The organism is Paenibacillus silagei, assembly GCF_017874735.1.
GTDB classification, from domain to species: domain Bacteria; phylum Bacillota; class Bacilli; order Paenibacillales; family Paenibacillaceae; genus Paenibacillus_AQ; species Paenibacillus_AQ silagei.
In genome coordinates, this window is sequence record NZ_JAGGLV010000001.1 from 13844 (window position 1) to 30680 (window position 16837).

Annotated in this window: 16 protein-coding genes; all 16 read right to left on the minus strand. The window is 41.2% G+C overall.

Features of this window, described 5'->3' with window-relative positions; translation table 11 throughout:
* Positions 1-65: 65 nt before the first annotated feature.
* The 16 genes from pcrB to J2Z70_RS00135 all read right to left on the minus strand — a co-directional run bounded on the left by pcrB (position 66) and on the right by J2Z70_RS00135 (position 16822).
* Positions 66-782 (minus strand): heptaprenylglyceryl phosphate synthase, encoded by a 717-nt coding sequence (pcrB, locus tag J2Z70_RS00060; RefSeq protein WP_209869251.1) that lies wholly within the window; start codon positions 780-782, stop codon positions 66-68.
* A 165-nt stretch (positions 783-947) separates the two neighbouring features.
* Positions 948-1814, minus strand: a complete 867-nt coding sequence (locus J2Z70_RS00065) for a phosphatidylinositol-specific phospholipase C/glycerophosphodiester phosphodiesterase family protein (protein ID WP_209868286.1) — start codon at positions 1812-1814, stop codon at positions 948-950.
* Positions 1815-1934: 120 nt separating this feature from the next.
* Positions 1935-3335: an undecaprenyl-phosphate glucose phosphotransferase gene (locus J2Z70_RS00070; RefSeq protein WP_209868288.1), complete on the minus strand. Its 1401-nt coding sequence runs from the start codon at positions 3333-3335 to the stop codon at positions 1935-1937.
* The gene (locus J2Z70_RS00075; protein ID WP_209868290.1) at positions 3332-4285 is read right to left on the minus strand and encodes a glycosyltransferase family 2 protein; all 954 of its coding nucleotides are present in this window, start codon (positions 4283-4285) and stop codon (positions 3332-3334) included. The genes J2Z70_RS00070 and J2Z70_RS00075 overlap by 4 nt, the downstream gene beginning before the upstream one ends.
* Before the next feature lie 211 nt (positions 4286-4496).
* Positions 4497-5564, minus strand: coding sequence for a glycosyltransferase family 2 protein (locus J2Z70_RS00080; RefSeq protein WP_209868292.1), 1068 nt, complete (start codon positions 5562-5564; stop codon positions 4497-4499).
* Between the two features lie 175 nt (positions 5565-5739).
* Positions 5740-6600, minus strand: a complete 861-nt coding sequence (gene rfbD, locus J2Z70_RS00085) for a dTDP-4-dehydrorhamnose reductase (protein WP_209869254.1) — start codon at positions 6598-6600, stop codon at positions 5740-5742.
* Positions 6601-6608: 8 nt separating this feature from the next.
* A complete protein-coding gene (gene rfbB / locus J2Z70_RS00090; protein ID WP_209868294.1) occupies positions 6609-7631 on the minus strand; it encodes a dTDP-glucose 4,6-dehydratase in 1023 nt (340 codons plus the stop codon).
* A 45-nt stretch (positions 7632-7676) separates the two neighbouring features.
* On the minus strand, positions 7677-8228 hold the full coding sequence (rfbC, locus tag J2Z70_RS00095) for a dTDP-4-dehydrorhamnose 3,5-epimerase (protein WP_209868296.1): 552 nt from the start codon (positions 8226-8228) through the stop codon (positions 7677-7679).
* A gap of 18 nt (positions 8229-8246) precedes the next feature.
* Positions 8247-8990, minus strand: coding sequence for a sugar phosphate nucleotidyltransferase (locus J2Z70_RS00100; protein WP_209868298.1), 744 nt, complete (start codon positions 8988-8990; stop codon positions 8247-8249).
* A complete protein-coding gene (gene rffA / locus J2Z70_RS00105) occupies positions 8990-10132 on the minus strand; it encodes a dTDP-4-amino-4,6-dideoxygalactose transaminase (RefSeq protein ID WP_342592965.1) in 1143 nt (380 codons plus the stop codon). The genes J2Z70_RS00100 and rffA overlap by 1 nt, the downstream gene beginning before the upstream one ends.
* A complete protein-coding gene (locus J2Z70_RS00110) occupies positions 10129-10437 on the minus strand; it encodes an EamA family transporter (protein WP_342592979.1) in 309 nt (102 codons plus the stop codon). Before J2Z70_RS00110 ends, rffA begins: the two co-directional genes overlap by 4 nt.
* 85 nt (positions 10438-10522) lie before the next feature.
* Positions 10523-11227 carry a GNAT family N-acetyltransferase gene (locus J2Z70_RS00115; protein WP_209868301.1) on the minus strand — a complete coding sequence of 235 codons (705 nt, stop codon included), beginning with the start codon at positions 11225-11227 and terminating at the stop codon, positions 10523-10525.
* Positions 11224-12183 (minus strand): glycosyltransferase family 2 protein, encoded by a 960-nt coding sequence (locus tag J2Z70_RS00120; RefSeq protein ID WP_209868303.1) that lies wholly within the window; start codon positions 12181-12183, stop codon positions 11224-11226. The genes J2Z70_RS00115 and J2Z70_RS00120 overlap by 4 nt, the downstream gene beginning before the upstream one ends.
* 93 nt (positions 12184-12276) lie before the next feature.
* Positions 12277-14469, minus strand: coding sequence for a hypothetical protein (locus tag J2Z70_RS00125; RefSeq protein WP_209868305.1), 2193 nt, complete (start codon positions 14467-14469; stop codon positions 12277-12279).
* A gap of 18 nt (positions 14470-14487) precedes the next feature.
* Positions 14488-15588: a glycosyltransferase gene (locus tag J2Z70_RS00130; protein ID WP_209868307.1), complete on the minus strand. Its 1101-nt coding sequence runs from the start codon at positions 15586-15588 to the stop codon at positions 14488-14490.
* Positions 15569-16822, minus strand: a complete 1254-nt coding sequence (locus tag J2Z70_RS00135) for a glycosyltransferase family protein (protein WP_209868309.1) — start codon at positions 16820-16822, stop codon at positions 15569-15571. Before J2Z70_RS00135 ends, J2Z70_RS00130 begins: the two co-directional genes overlap by 20 nt.
* Between the last annotated feature and the right edge of the window lie 15 nt (positions 16823-16837).

A 16837-nucleotide genomic window follows, 5' to 3' on the forward strand; every position in this document is an offset into this window, starting at 1 on the left:
ATAAGACGCACTTAAGGTTTGAACTCGAAGCTTGGTCGTCGCTGCGGTGAACATTTGGACATGATCTATAAACTCCACCAGTCCATCTGCGGGGTATCCCGCACAGCCTGGACCGTCAACAGCGCTTGTTCCACATTGCTATAAATAATATTGCCGACCACTACTGTATCACATAGCGCGGCTACATGCATGGCTTCCTCTGGACCTGTAATTCCGCCTCCGTAGAAAAGCTGGCTGTGCTCAACCACTTCCCTGACCTCGCGCACAATCTCCAGATCTCCATAACGTCCGCTATATTCAAGGTAGACCACCGGGAGGTTCATCAGCTTGTCTGCAATCTGCGCATAGGCTCCCGCACCAGCCGCATCGAGCGAGTAGTCCGCACCGGTCAGGCGCGCTACCGAGGAATCGCTGTTCAGCACAATATAGCCCTCTGTCAGCAGCAATTCCCATGGGATCAGACTGCCGAAGCGTTCAATGGCGCGGCGGTGATGGCCGAGAATCCATGAAGTATCGTCAGTGTTGAGCACCATGGGAATCATATACAGGTCAAAACCGGGCACAGCGGCCTCCAGCTCCGAGATCTCCAGTGCGCAAGGCAGGTCATACTGCCGGATTCTCGCAAGCAGACTCACTGTATTCTCATAAGTCACGCCAGTAGAGCCGCCTACGATAATCGCATCGGTTCCCGACTGGCACACAGCGGCCAGCTCCTTGTCACCAAGCACACGGTCCGGGTCCAGCTTGAATACATGCCGCCATGGCCTGATCATTTGCCGCATCTCGTTCATCTTTGTCCATCCTCATTGTTCATCTAAGTGAATATACACACTCCTGCGCACGCACAATCCGTATCTCTAGTCTAAGTCAGTACGAAGGGGAGTGTCAATTTAAAAGAGAACAAAATGCGAACATTTTTTCGCATATTTGCCTTGACCTTTACTTAATCAGCGGAGACCCTTGATCCGGTTCAAATCATTTTCCGGGACAAAATCAGTATAGAATCCGTTGACGCCCAGCCGGGACAGCTCCACAATCTCCTGCTCATCGTTCACGGTATGCACGTAGACTCTGGCGCCCGCTTTTTTCAAGTTACGCACGAAGCTCTTGGTAGCCCTGGTTGTCGGCATCGTGATGTCCACGCCGGTCTGCTTGACGAATTCAATGACCACCTCGTCGCTGTCCTCTGTCTGGTATAGGGTATAGATGATTTCCGGAAAAGCGTACACCTGCTTCACAACCTCCAGCATCTCCCGGCTATAAATCTGCGGAACAATCCGCTCCAGCAGCGCTGGGTCCTTCTTCCGGGCGGCTTCTACAATGAGCTGAAATTGCTTCGTTACCTGTTCCGGTTCTAGCTCCTTCGTGTCCGTAACAATATAGGTATCCGGGTAGATCTCCATCAGATTGACGATTTTCTCAATATCCAGCGGAGAGTAGAGCTCCAGCACCGGGCTGTTCATCACTTCATCGTGAGTCAGCACCTCTCCCTGCTTGTCAGGAGGAAGAACCTCCTGTTGCCCCAGCTTCTTACTCATACCAGTAGTCCATTCATGACGGGCCACGAGCTGTTCATCACTGGTCAGCAGCAGGTCCGCCTCAAAGATCCGGGTCCCCTGCTCATAGTTCGCAATAAAAGCGTCCTTGGTATTGGTATACGCCTTGTCATTGATTCCGCCCATGGCATGGGCAATGACCCTGTGGGCCGCGAAGCCTGTAGCTGGCTGTTTTTCTTTTCCTCCAAGCATCAATACAAGCAGAAGTGTAACAGCCCCGATCATAGTAATAGAAGCAATAAGCTTTGTTCTCTTCATGATGGCAGTCTCCTTTGCAAGTAGTAGAGAGTCGGCTGAAAAAAGCAAAAACGGCTGTGTCATCCTCAAGGGGCAGCAACCGTTTTTTAGCGGAGAATAGAATATAGATAAGACCGTGTATTAATAAGCGTTCTTAAACCCATTACGAATAGTCTTGGCAATAATCCGGATGTCGAACAGCAGAGACCAATTCTCGATATAGAAAATATCATGCTTGATCCGGTCCTCAATCGAGGTATCCCCGCGCAGACCGTTACTCTGAGCCCAGCCGGTAATCCCCGGCCGTACATGATGCTTAACCATATACTTCGGAATCTCGCCGCGGAACTGCTCTACAAAATAAGGGCGCTCCGGCCGCGGACCAACCACACTCATCTGCCCGAACAGCACGTTGAAGAATTGCGGCAGCTCATCCAGACTCGTTCGGCGGATAAACGTACCAAAGCGGGTCCGGCGCGGATCTTCCTTCGTGCTCCAGCCTGTGTCCACTTCACCGTCCGTCTGCATTTTCATAGAGCGGAACTTGTACATCATGAAATTACGGCGGTTCAGGCCCACCCGCTCCTGCTTGAAAATCACCGGTCCCGGTGAAGTCAGGCGCACTCCGAGCGCTACAATCAGCATCACGGGAGACAGCATGAGAATGGCGAACAAGGCGAATACAATATCAAACGCACGCTTTGCCATTTTGTTCCCGGCCATATCCAGCGGAATATCGCGCACATTAATCATCGGCATCCCGGCAAAGTTATCGAAATACGGACGGGCCGGCAGGTAATCGAAGAAATCGGGAATAATCAGCGTCCGCATCCCGGCTTTCTCACAAGTAGCAATAATAGCCGGGTATTTCGAGTGGGCATCCAGCGGCAGCGCCAGAATGACCTCATCGACAGGAAGCATCTCCAGCATTGCCTCCAGCTGATCCACGGTACCCAGAATCGGCTTATACCGCTGCTCCTCAATACCATCCCACTGATGGAAGTCATCCAGGAACCCGATCGCCTCATAGCCCAGCTCCGGATACTGCTCCAGGTTGTTATAGAATCTTTTACCCAATGTGCCTGCACCAAGAATCAGGACGAACTGGCGGTTGAAGCCTTTTTCACGCAGCGACTTCAGCATCTTCTTCAGCACATAACGGTACAGCATAATGGATAGAATATTGAAGCCCATGTAGATCGCCAGGTATTGCCGGGAGACATCAATCTCCCTCAGGAAGAACATCAGACCCAGCAGGATAAAGATCCCCATGGCATGCACCTGAAAAATCTTGATGAATTCATCAATGAACCGCTTCTTCCGCTTAGGCAAATATAGAGATACCACAATACCGATCAGTATGGCGATGGCCCCATAGATGACGCTCCAGTAAGCATAAGATTCTATAGGCAGTGTCCGATAGGATTCCAGCAGGCCGCTCTTGAACTTCAGCCACCAGGCTGCAAAGAAGGACAGCTGGATCACCAGGAAGTCGGCAACCATATATAATTGAGTCAGGAACTTTTGATTCCGGCGGATCATAATCTCACCTCAGCTTTCGATTCATTGCGGATACCAGCTTCTCCGGGAACATTCAAACTCTGTGCGGGTGTAGGTACCTTACGCGGGGCGATTAATGCGTTGCGCAGCAGCGACAGAGTGAACTTAACGCCGACGCCCGCATAGACCGCTCCATTTATCATACTGTTGTAGCGGCTGCTATAATGCTTCTTATGAAATAAAATCATGGCCCGGTGAAACTCATACACAATCTTGAACGGTCTGCGGCGCGCACTGCCACCCTTCAGATGTACGATGGACGTCTGCGGATAATAATAAATCCCCCAGCCCGCTTCCTTGATCCGGTAACACCAATCCAGATCCTCTCCATACATGAAAAAGGTCTCATCCAGCCCGCCCACCTGCTCAATCGTCTCCCGGCGCAGCAGCATGAACGCTCCAACCAGACAATCTACCGGATATTCGTCATCCGGGTCCAGATAGCCGAGCTGATAGCCATTGAACCTCGGACGGTCCGGGAACAGCTTACTGAAGCCAAACGCATAATAAAAGGACGCAGACGGTGTCGGGAACCCTCTCCGGCAGGCCTTATCGAGCGACCCGTCCGGCAGAATCACCTTACACCCGGACGCGCCAAGATCCGGGCGGCTGTCCATGAACGCAAGCATCGTCTCCAGCGTATCCTTACGGATCACGGTATCTGAATTGAGCAGCAGCACATAACGCCCGGAGGCTACCTCCATCCCCTGGTTATTCCCTTTTGCAAAGCCCACGTTCTCCGAATTGGCGATCAGCATCACCTCAGGGAACTCCTTGCTTATCGTCTCCACCGAGTGATCCTGGGAGTTATTATCTACTAGAATAATTTCATAGGAATACCTTGTCTCCGAATCATATACCGACCTCAGACAATCCATCGTCAGGCGGCATGTGTTGTAATTTAGAATCAATATACTAACATCTACATTCACTGCTATACTCTCCTGACAAATTTAGTAATCTATCGACAATTATTATAACACAAAAACCCCGCTGATAGGCAGCGCCTGTTCAGGGAGGTTTTTACAAGCGTGGGTATAATGAGGACGAGTGATGTTAACTGGCATAGATACCGAGATAATAAGCGTCTTTTAAAATATCTGCGGGGTTCCTCTAAGTTCTTCAGTTTCTTCCCCACTTTCCCTATTGTGCTTGATGTTTAGCCTTCTCCTGAATATACTGGCGCTTGCGCTTCAGGGCAGCTCTCTGTGCGAAAAAGGAAGTCCAGGCTCCCAGCAGCTTAGGCTCCTTCAATAGGGAATAGCCGTGTGCAGCGATCTCGTAAGGAAGAGAATTTAGCAAAGTGAGCAGCAGTGTGCGTGAGGACTCGTTCTTGTATATCATTTTGTAACGGTTAATGTAGGAGATCCGCTTGATGAACATCGCCTTGGCGCTCCGGCCGGACGTCTTCCAGCCCCGCTCATGATAGCCTATCGCTTCCGCATCATAGTAGGCCTTCCAACCGAACAGCCCAGCACGCCAGGCTACATCCACATCTTCCTTATACGCAAAAAAATCCGCGTCGAAAAACTCCCCCTCCACGCTGATATCCTCAATCATCCGCCGCGAGTACATCGCCGCGGCACCGGAGACACCGAATACTTCACCAGACGCATTCCACTGGTCAGCAGGCTCTCCCGCTCCACGGTCAAACGCCCGCCGCGCCTTATTCATCCGCAGTCCGGTACTATCCACCAGCGAATGGTCCGCCTTCAGCAGCAGCTTGCCTGTGGCACTGCCGATCCGGGAGTCGGTCTCCATCCTGGCGACCAGCTTGGAGATATAGTCTGGAGCCAGCGTAAGGTCCGGGTTCAACACCAGCACATAATCGGTTGTAGTCCCGGCAATCGCCTGGTTGTGTGCGGGGGCGAAGCCGGTGTTATGTTCATTTTCCAGGAGGACTAGGGTTGGGGGAGGGGGGCTATCAGCACTTTTTCCAGAGTGGGCTGTTGTGGTGATGATGTCTCCGTTTGTGATAGTTGTTGCTGAGTTTAAGGATTGTACTCGCTTGGAGGGTGTTTGCGTAGAACCTTGGCTGAACTGATGATAGAACGCCCTCACCTTCTCCGCCGAACCATCCGTGGACGCATTATCCACCACCACAATCTTTTTGACCGGATAATCCTGGCCGAGCACAGCCGACAAGCATTCCGCTATATCATCTGCGCTGTTATAAGTAACAATATGCACACTGACCGTTTTAAGTTTCATAGGGTACCTCGAGTTCCATATATTCATTGTTCGAACCTGTTACTCCCCATTATAACGAAAAGAGAGGTGCCGGGCTATGGAAGGTTGTTGAACCGCTCTCATCAGGACTATCGAATTACAATAAGAAACCCCTAACCATTAAGATGGATTAGGGGTTCTTCAATATATCCTGTAACTACTTTAGCTCCAGCAAAAAGTCTCTCAGCCCTTCACGCCATGGACGGATATCCTGGAACCCATTGGTACGGATCGCCAGATGCTCCATAACAGAGTTACGCGGGCGCGGCGCCGGACGGGGAAATTGCTCCGTAGCACAAGGCTCAAGCTTCGCCGTGAACTTCAGCCCCAGAAGTTCCTCTGCTTCCGCAAAGATGGCCTGGGTGAATTCATACCATGTGCAAGACTCTGTGTTCGAGGCGTGGTACACTCCATACTTTTCAGTCTGGATAAGCTCAAGCAAGAATCTTGCGAGGTCCACCGTATAGGTAGGTGAGCCCTTCTGGTCATCGACAACCTGCAGCAGCGGCTTTTCCTGCCCCAGCTTCAGCATGGTTTTGACAAAGTTATTACCGTATTTGCCATAGACCCAAGAGGTACGTACGATGAAATACTTGGAGGATAACGACTGGACTAATACCTCTCCAGCACGCTTGGACTTCCCGTAGATACTCTTGGGGTCGGTATTATCATATTCATGGTAAGGTTGCTCCCCCATGCCATCGAATACATAATCCGTGCTGATATAGACCAGCTTAGCCCGTGCCTTCTCAGCAGCCAGCGCCACATTCCGGCTTCCTGTAGCATTAATCAGGTACGCTGCATCCACATCAGTCTCAGCTGCATCCACTGCCGTATGAGCCGCACAATGAATGACCGCATCGGGGGCGAACGCTCCAATAATCTCTTGGCATTGTTCCAGATCGGTAATATCCATCTCCTGACGGTCACAGCCTAGCACCTCATAATCCTGACCCTGAAGCAAAAGCATAAGATCCTGCCCCAGTTGCCCGCCTGAACCTGTGACAAATACCTTCATCTTCGCCATTAAAGGGAATCCCCCAGACGGGTACCATACTGGAGAGCGGCATATTTCTGGTATTCGCCAGACTGAATGCGGGTCCACCATTCCTTGTTATTCAGATACCACTGAATAGTTTCCTTAATGCCGGTTTCGAATGTGTGCTTAGGCTTCCAACCCAGCTCATTCGTAATCTTCGTTGGATCAATGCCATAACGACGGTCATGACCAGGACGGTCCTGAACATACGTAATCAGCGAATCTGGCTTGCCGAGCTCTTGAAGCACAGTATTCACAATATGCACATTCGTCCGCTCATTATTGCCGCCGATATTGTACACTTCACCATTCACACCTTCATGAATAACAAGATCGATCGCGCTGCAGTGATCCTCAACATACAGCCAGTCACGGATATTCATTCCGTCACCGTATACAGGCAGCGCCTGATCTGCCAATGCACGCGAGATCATCAGCGGAATCAACTTTTCCGGGAACTGATAAGGACCATAGTTATTCGAACAACGGGTAATATTAACCGGCAACCCAAAGGTTTCATGATAAGCACGCACCAGTAAATCTCCGCCTGCTTTACTTGCAGAATACGGGCTGTTCGGCGTCAGCGGAGTCTCTTCCGTGAACAGACCTGTAGCACCAAGCGATCCATAGACCTCATCTGTGGACACTTGAACGAACTTAGTCACACTATATTTCTTAGCCGCATCCAACAGTACCTGAGTCCCTAACACATTCGTCTTCACAAACACTTCCGGCTCCAGAATACTCCGGTCCACATGCGACTCCGCCGCAAAGTTAACCACCACATCTACACCATCACCGATCAGCTTATCCATCGCCGCTACATCAGTAATATCCGCCTTCACAAACGTGTAGTTCGGATGATTCTCAACAGATTTCAAGTTCTCCAGATTCCCCGCATACGTCAACGCATCGACGTTGACGATCTGATAATCAGGATGTTGCTGCAGCATGTAGATTACGAAGTTGCTGCCAATGAAGCCGGCTCCGCCGGTGATGAGGAGTTTCATTTTGTACCCACCTTTTACTAATAATGATTATTTAGATGCTATAGCTTATACTTCAAAGTTCAGTTCTGCATCCTTTAGCAGCGGTTGACGCTGATCTTTGTCAGACAACACCGGATTCGTAGCCGGCCAGTCAATCCCCAGCGCCGGATCATTCCATAGTATGCCACGGTCATGCTCAGGGGAATAATATTCGTCCACCTTGTATAGCACTTGGGTGTTGGGTACGAGCGTACAGAATCCGTGAGCGAAGCCCTTAGGTACAAGTAGTTGACGCTTGTTGTATTCGCTAAGAATGACCCCTACCCATTGCCCGAAGGTGGGAGAATTGCGGCGTACATCCAGGATGACATCATAGATCGCACCACTTAGCACACGAATAAGCTTCGTCTGTGCCTTAGGGTTTAACTGGTAATGAAGTCCCCGAAGTACGCCAACCTCAGCCGAGAGGGACTGATTGTCTTGAATGAACTTAAAGTTAACTCCAGCCCGATGCATGATTTCTTCGTTAAAGCTCTCCATAAAAAAACCCCGGTTGTCGCCATGGACCACCGGTTCTAAAATCTTAGCGCCCTCTAGTTTTAAGGATGTAACATTCATAAAATGGAACCTCCAAACTTATAGTTTCAATTTACCGAATTCTTCACCGAATACAATATCTTGTGCCAGATTATGTGCTTTAGCTAGTGAAACATGTGTGCCAGCATCCGTCCACCAACCCTGAAGAACATCGAACGTCAGCTCCCCACGATTAATATATGCATTGTTTACGTCTGTTATCTCAAGTTCTCCTCGGGCTGAAGGTGAGATTGTTTTGATGATATTGAATACTTCTTGGTCAAACATATAGATTCCAGTCACTGCATAACTGGATTTAGGTTCACTCGGCTTTTCTTCTATTGAAATAATTTTATCACCTTGTAGTTCTGGTACTCCAAAGCGTTTCGGATCAGCAACCTCTTGAATCAGAATTTTAGCTCCCAACTTTTGCTCACGGAAATTCCTAACGAAAGGTTCTATATCATCCTCAAAAACATTATCTCCTAAAATAACGATCATCTGATCTTGTCCTACAAATTGTTCAGCTAAGTCCAAGGCCTGAGCAATACCACCAGCTTCGTCTTGAACTTTATAAGTGAAAGTCACACCCATCTCTCTTCCACTTCCTAAAAGATTAACTACATCACCCATGTGTTCCTTACCAGTAACAATAAGAATGTCTTTCACATCTGCTTGTTTAAGCTTGAATACAGAGTGAAAGATCATTGGGTATTTCCCAACAGGGAGAAGATGTTTATTTGTGACTTTTGTTAAGGGATATAGGCGTGAGCCTGTACCTCCTGCTAGAATTATACCTTTCATTATAACGCTCCTTTTATATAAAACTCTTTGACAGCATCTATAACTTGATTTATTTCCATAATCTGAAGATTATAATACAATGGAAGTCGAACTAAACGTTCACTTTCTTTAGTAGTATAAACATCTTGTTTAAACATTTCACCGTACTCTAATCCCGCCGATGAAGAATGTAAGGGAACATAATGAAAAACTGTTTGGATACCTTTCTGCTTTAAGAATTGAATTAAATGTGTTCTCTCATCTAAACTAGCTGCTTTTAAGTAGAACATATGTGCATTATGATTAATATTCTTTGGTAAAAAAGGAAGACATATATCTCCTCTTTCTTCTAGAACTTTTAATCCATTGTAATAGGTAGCCCAGCAATCTAGTCGATAAGAATTTATTAATTCAGCATTCTCTAATTGAGCAAAAAGGAAAGCAGCGTTCAATTCACTTGGAAGATACGAGGAACCAATATCTACCCACGAATATTTATCAACTTGTCCTCTAAAGAACCTAGATCTATTGGTTCCTTTCTCTCTTATTATTTCAGCCCGCTCAACATATCTTTCATCATTTATTATCAAAGCCCCTCCTTCGCCACAGTTATAGTTCTTAGTCTCGTGAAAACTAAAGCATCCTAAATGACCTATTGTTCCTAGTGGTTTACCATTATATGTGCTCATAACGCCTTGAGCAGCATCTTCAATAACAATAAGGTTATGTCTATTAGCAATATCCATAATTGCATCCATTTCACAAGCAACACCAGCATAATGAACTGGCACTATTGCTTTGGTTCTCGCCGTGACAGCTTCCTCAATCAATGTCTCATCAATGTTCATAGTATCAGGACGAATATCGACAAAAATAATTTTCGCACCTCTTACAACAAATGGATTTGCAGTTGAAACAAAAGTATAAGAAGGCATTATAACCTCATCACCTTCTTGAATATCAGCCAATATAGCCGCCATTTCAAGAGCATGTGTACAGGAAGTAGTTAATAATGCTTTCTTCACATTAAATTGTCCTTCAAACCATAAATGGCACTTTTTTGTGAATGACCCATCTCCAGATAGATGTCCACTTTTTATAGCTTCACCAATGTAAACTTCTTCTTTTCCAGTAAATGCTGGTTTATTAAATGGTATCATCATATCGACCTACTTGATATTAGTATTCCTACTACTACAAAGCTTAAACCAACAAGTTTATATGCGGTAATAGGTTCTTTAAACAGAAAAATAGAAAAAACAAAAACTAACACATACGAAAAACTCATAAACGGATATGCGTAACTAATGTTGAACTTTGTCATTGCGGCCATCCAAAAGAGAGAAGCTACAAATGCCGATAAGAGTGAGGAAAATATAATTGGATCAAAAACTAGTTTAACAAGAAAAAACAGCTTTTCATTTAATGAGTCAGGAAGACTACCAAATTTGGAAATTCTCCACTTCATTGCTAATTGACCATATACAGTGAAAAGAATTGTTCCTAAAATATAAATATAACCCAATATAAAAGCCCCTTTTTCATTATTAGAACTAAGAATAATAGTAATACCAACTTTCTAGTTTTTTAACTCTAAAACCAGCTTTGCTATAAAGGTTTTGTGCAATAATATTCTTACCTTGTGTCGCCACTTCAACCTCAAATATATTTTTGTTTCTTAAAAAACTAAATAATGAGTGTAATAATGCTTCTCCTACTCCTTTACCTCGGGAATTTTCATCTACAGCTAGTATACCAATAGTTGCGGTCTTGGATTCACGTATCTTTACTGTAATAAAACCTCGAATTTCATTACCTGCTACTAGCTTAAGACAAAAGTCATCGAATTCTCCATAAATAGATTTTCTAGCCCAGTCTCTAAACATCTCATTAACCTTATCTTTTCCAAAAATAAGTTCATGTCCATAGTAGCGACTATTTATAAAAGAATCTGAAGCTATTTTACATATAGCAGTACTATCCTGTGGAATAGCAATGTTAAAGATAGCTCCCTCTAATTGAGCAAGTTCTCGAATCTTCAAAGAGTATGTTATTTTAACATCAGCAAAGTGAAATTTTTTATTTTCAAGTATTCTTATATTTATCATATCATCTATTTTGCATAGTGCTTGTATAAAGTCAATTTCATCACTTTTAATATAATGATCTAATTTCACAACATCATCTTCATCCATAAAATTAACAGAAGCAATATTCCGACCATAAAATTTCGAATCCCATTCTAATTTGGTAATCATCCAACTATATCCTTCCTTTTATTTAAGGATGCTTCTTCTTCAAAAGAAGAATGTCTCACCGCATACTGTTGAAAAAAAGAAACTTGACTGATAATTCTAATTAAATATTCCCCGACAATACCAAATGAAATAAGGATTAGGCCAGAGAAAATACAAATTAACGCGACTATACTTGACCATCCTACTGCACTTATCCATCCTAAAATTTTACCCACAATTACATAAATAACTATTATTGCTCCAATACCAGAAAACAAAAAACCTATTGAACTAATAAATTGTAGCGGTATTGTCGAATAGTTCACTAAAAGATCCATTGCTAACTTATAGCTCTTTTTTAAAGAATAATTTGAAACACCATATTTGCGGTGATCATGTTCAACTTCTATATTAGCAATTTTATTTGTGTTTTTTAATATAAGAGCATCAATCATAGGGTGTTCTGCTTTGTAAGAAATTAGTGATTCCACAAGGGGTCTAGATAAAATGCGAAAGCTTGACATCTTTATATTCCTTGGTTTCCCAAATATCTTCTCATAACTCTTGCCTATAATAAAGCTCCCAAAATTCCTATATCTCGCATGCTTTTTGTCGACTGCTTTACCAATAATACAGTCATATCCTTTATTTATTTCATTAAGTAAGTTTGGAATCTCTTCAGGTGGGTTTTGTAAATCATCATCCATCGTTATTAAGTAATCTCCAGATGAGTGGTTCATACCACAAATTAAGGCAGTATGTTGTCCGAAATTTCTCATGAGTTGTATGATTTTAACTCTATTATCTATATTATTTAATTGAATCATTTTTTCATAACTATCATCTGTGCTACAGTCATCTACTAAGATAATCTCATAGCTAAGATCAAGTTTTTTTAATACCTTAGAAATTCTGGTATATAATTCATCAAGACCTTGTTTGCTATTGTATACAGGGATTACAATAGATAATTCCACTAGCATTCAACTCTCTTTCTTAATAAGAAGTTTTCTGTGATTTTATTAAAGAAAATAATCTCTTGTCATATCTCATCCTATCCTTTAAAGAAGTTATTTATATAATTTAAATCGAACTAGTTCAAATTCAGTATCTTCTATTATTTCGGAATTCTCCATTTTCTTCAATTCATTTATCACTTTGTACACACTTTTAAATGTTTCTTCTTCTAAACGCTGTTTTGGTAGGATTATAGTATCTATTTTTGCCCATTGTAGATAATTTTTAAAATCGTCTTCCGATTGGAAAAGTACCGAATTACCATATCTGGAAGCCATATGTTGAATATCTTCATGCCTACATGATAATTGATTCAATACTTGTTCTTGACCGTCAGTTTTTAGGAAACTAATACAATTACTGTCATTATTATGTTCAGATAAATATTCTTCTAAATGATTCATTCCATTTTTCAAGAAGATCTCCTTCTTATATGATTTGGTATCAAAGTTAGACTCAGTTATATCTAAGGAAAACTTAGAGGTCCCCCAACTCCAAGAAAAATGAGACACCATCATAATACAAGACTGAACAGGTACAAATAAAAGAAGGGATACACAAATTACTTTTCTAAGGTGATCTGATAATTGATTTATCAACACCATAAAAGCAATTATCGTAAAAATCACTACGGGAATATAATAATTCCCATCCCCCCCTTGCGGAAAAGAGGATATGTAATATACACCCGATAGACAAACAGGTACAATTGCCAAATAAAACGATAAATCCAGCTTTTTTTTTCGTAAATTGAAAACAATAATAAAAAAGCTTAATATCCACATAAATAGGTAAGCATTACTTGGCCAAACCATTACGTAATGTATAAACTCCATAGGATTAAAAGCGATATTATACCAATGTGAAAATATGTGTTTATTGTCGCTAACCACATAATCACTTGCTGCTCCTAAAAAGGGATAATTCGCTTTAAAGCCAAATAAGATCCACATTTTTTGAAAAACCGGAAAAAAAGGGTATCCGGTAAGTTTAATCGTTCTGTAACAAATCAGACATAAAACAAAAATAGAAGTACTTAAGCTAAATATAGCTAGGTTTTTATTTCGAAGTTCTTTGCACAATCTCCATTCCTTTTGTCTTACACCTTTAAAGATATAAATAAGTAGTATACCTATAATAAACAACGGAGTGTACATCAAACTTGTAAGCTTACCACCCAATGAAATTATCGCACAAGACAGTCCTAAACTTAAAGAAAGCAGATCTCGGGTTTCAAGCCACTTCCATAAATAAAAAGCACAACAAGATATAAATAAAGCTGAAAAAACATCTGGCTTAGCAGTTGAGGCCATATTTGCTAAGGCTGGAGTACTGGCTAACAAAAGAATAGCTAAAGTTGTAATTCTAATATTAGCCACATAATTAGTGAAGACATATGCGGCAATAAGAAGCATTGTATATAACATTATATTACCAGATAAAATAAAACTATAATCACCAAGATTGCCCAGTGGTATTGTATATAATTCAAACAATTTAGGGTAATAATGTACAGCCATAACTAAGTTTAGATTATCAAAAAATGAATGTTCACCAACTAGTACATGTTCTGGTCTTAACCCATACCAAAGTGAGTCATAATCTAATGCTCTATTAGTTTTGGCTAATTGAGTCAATATCATGATATATACAAAGGAAAACATAAATTTTTGTGTTTTATTTAATGCAGCAAGCTTATCATATATGTAATAGGTCATTAAATTTGTTTTCTTTTTATATAAACTTAATAATCCTAAAACTAGAGTAAGTATTCTTAAATCTGAAAAACCACCATAACCTAATAAAGATGAGATAATAGCCAATGTTGCCCAAGTAACAAAACCCAAGATAAATGCTTGAACATATGAAGAAAGTTGAATTTCAACTCGCAACGAAAATATATTTTTGATAAAGAATCCAATTGAAATTAATATTTCCAAGTAAATTAATGCTGAAACTGCAGGAAGTAAAACATGTTGAAGTTGTAAATAAATCAATGCTAAAACAAGAATTATAAAATTTGTTTTTCTAATATTTGATAATAACAAAGAAAAAACAATTATAAACAGTATTATTAAAACTGCGCTTCCCTGTGTAGTCTCTGGTTGTAAAGAATGCCATTTATATACCCCTAAGAGTATATTTTTAATTGAGCTGAAATTAAAAAAAATACTAGTTAGGATTATAACTATTGATGTTAATCCAAATAAACTTTTCGTCTTTATTGATAACTTACCGTTGCTCATAATTCCCTCCACTATTATCTATTCCACTTCAGCTTTTAAAATTTCATACAAAGGATTTAAAACATAATTCCAGTGATAAAGCTCTCGATTTATCTCCACTTTTCCATTTCCTTTATATAATTGCAATATTCCGTCCCTTATAGACTCTATATCATAGGGGGAACAGTATATAGCATTATCACAAAAGTACTCCCGAACTGGTGCAACATCTGAAACGCAAATGGGACAATTAAGCAAAAGAGCCTCAATTGAGGAAATCCCAGGTGTCTCAATATAACTTGGTTGTATATGACCTTTGGATTTTTTTAAAACATATCTTATTCCCTCTACACTTAACTCACCTATGAAATAAACGTTATTACTTGCTATCTCTTTTATTCTCCGTTCGTATTCTCTATCACTTTCTGAAGCCTTTCCAATAATAACAAGATTAATATCCGTATCTTTTACAGCTTCGATTAAACTTATTTGATTCTTTCTAGGACCTATTCCTCCAATACAACATACAAAAGACTCTGGTATTCCTTCAAAAACATCTAATTCATTCTCTTCTTTATCGCTTAGGTCTATATCTGAGCCGTTATAGATGACCCTAACTTTATGAGCATAATGCCCTCCAAATTTATCCTGCAAATGTAATGCCTCCGCCTGAGAATTAGGAATAATAAAAAGTGCATTATTCAAAAGATATTGAATAGTTCTCTCCAAGCTGTAAACTGTACCACTGGAAATAGAATATTTCTGAAACAATTGTCTATTTTCTTTAAAAAACTTCAAACCCTTTACAAGTGATAGCAAAGGAGGCGGAACTACATTCTTAATTATATTTCTCATAGAAAAAACATCTTTCATACCAAGAGAATTCATATCCCAGTATATTGGAAAGATGATATATGGTTTTTTGAAAAGAGCAGCTAGATTAGCGTAAATTAAAGCCTCGTATGGTTTTTGAAGGTTAAAAATAAAAACTAAATCGTAACTGCTTATATCTAGAGGTGCTGAGAATATATCTACATCGTATCCTTTACTTCGTAGAAATGCAGCTATGGCTTTAATTTGAACAGTATCTCCGCCATTGAAGGATTTAGAATTACTACGATCAAAAGCTACGATTCTCATAATTCCTCTCCAATCTTCTCTTTTCTATTTCATGTGTCACCCTTGAAACCCTTTGTTCCCAAGTATGTTGTTCTGCAATCGATTTTAGATAAGCTTTCCTGCTCAAGTCATTTTTTCTCTTTAATGCCAATTCAAGTTTTTCTTTAAATTCCAAGTGACTACATGCCACTAAGGATTCATCAATACTCCTGACTTCTGGTAGATCTGTACTAACGACTTCTTTACCGCCAGCCAAATACTCAAAGACTTTCACAGGAGACGTACTAAGTGTAATATCATTTATTACAAAGGGGATAATCGCCACATCATAATATGTCAATAAGCTGGGAATGAACTCGTAATTAATTCTTTTTAAAAAGAAAACATTACTCACTGCTTCAAAATTCCCCACTTCATTTTCTACCTCTTTATAAATCTCACCAACCATAATAAAAGCTATTTCGGGAAAATCACCTGATAACTTATTCAACAACTCAAAATCAAACCATTCTGCAATAGCCCCATAATATCCAACAACTAATTTATAGTTATTATTCATAGTAGATAAAGCATTTATCTCTGATAGAGGTTTATTGAAATCTTTGACTTGAACGCCATTGGGAATACTAATCACATCTTGACGTATTTTCGAAACATTATTTAAAATGACCTTAGAAGTAGCTAAAACAATATCTGCAGTATTTAAGGACTGAGTATAGTCCTCTTTGATAGTATTATACCCATCGAAAGTTGTAATATCGTCTATAACATCATATATATGAATCACTGGATATTTTTCTTTCAAGCATTGAACATACTTAAGCTGATGAGGCCAGTATTGCCATACAACTACATCTTTGCCTGCAAGATTATGAATGAAATTATCAGTACCATTATTAAACAAGTATATCCTTGGCTCAACCTCAAAAAAACCTCTTACACTCCAATCCGGTTTATATGGATAAGAAGTATCGGTTAAGTAAATAACGATATCCCCCCCTTCTGCCAATGTTCTAGCAATCTGCTGTGGCCTTTGGAACATATATCCCCACGGACAACTAGGGGAGGGGAAGATATAAATAACCTTCCCCTTGTTATTTGAAATTATTTCATCCAACATTCTCGAATTTTTTTTGTGACTAGGAAAGTTTAGCACTTTTCTCTTTATTAGACCGTTAGGAAGACGATGGACTACTTTTCTAGAAAGAATAATTGGCGTCTTGATATGTCTAATAATTTTATTGAAATTCCCCATAGTTTTTTTCCTCAT

Coding starts and splice junctions, on each gene's coding strand:
- pcrB (WP_209869251.1), bottom strand. CDS start 782: ATGCGGCAAATGATCAGGCCATGGCGGCATGTATTCAAGCTGGACCCG.
- J2Z70_RS00065 (WP_209868286.1), bottom strand. CDS start 1,814: ATGAAGAGAACAAAGCTTATTGCTTCTATTACTATGATCGGGGCTGTT.
- J2Z70_RS00070 (WP_209868288.1), bottom strand. CDS start 3,335: ATGATCCGCCGGAATCAAAAGTTCCTGACTCAATTATATATGGTTGCC.
- J2Z70_RS00080 (WP_209868292.1), bottom strand. CDS start 5,564: ATGAAACTTAAAACGGTCAGTGTGCATATTGTTACTTATAACAGCGCA.
- rfbD (WP_209869254.1), bottom strand. CDS start 6,600: ATGAAGGTATTTGTCACAGGTTCAGGCGGGCAACTGGGGCAGGATCTT.
- rfbB (WP_209868294.1), bottom strand. CDS start 7,631: ATGAAACTCCTCATCACCGGCGGAGCCGGCTTCATTGGCAGCAACTTC.
- rfbC (WP_209868296.1), bottom strand. CDS start 8,228: ATGAATGTTACATCCTTAAAACTAGAGGGCGCTAAGATTTTAGAACCG.
- J2Z70_RS00100 (WP_209868298.1), bottom strand. CDS start 8,990: ATGAAAGGTATAATTCTAGCAGGAGGTACAGGCTCACGCCTATATCCC.
- rffA (WP_342592965.1), bottom strand. CDS start 10,132: ATGATGATACCATTTAATAAACCAGCATTTACTGGAAAAGAAGAAGTT.
- J2Z70_RS00110 (WP_342592979.1), bottom strand. CDS start 10,437: ATGAAGTGGAGAATTTCCAAATTTGGTAGTCTTCCTGACTCATTAAAT.
- J2Z70_RS00115 (WP_209868301.1), bottom strand. CDS start 11,227: ATGATTACCAAATTAGAATGGGATTCGAAATTTTATGGTCGGAATATT.
- J2Z70_RS00125 (WP_209868305.1), bottom strand. CDS start 14,469: ATGAGCAACGGTAAGTTATCAATAAAGACGAAAAGTTTATTTGGATTA.
- J2Z70_RS00130 (WP_209868307.1), bottom strand. CDS start 15,588: ATGAGAATCGTAGCTTTTGATCGTAGTAATTCTAAATCCTTCAATGGC.
- J2Z70_RS00135 (WP_209868309.1), bottom strand. CDS start 16,822: ATGGGGAATTTCAATAAAATTATTAGACATATCAAGACGCCAATTATT.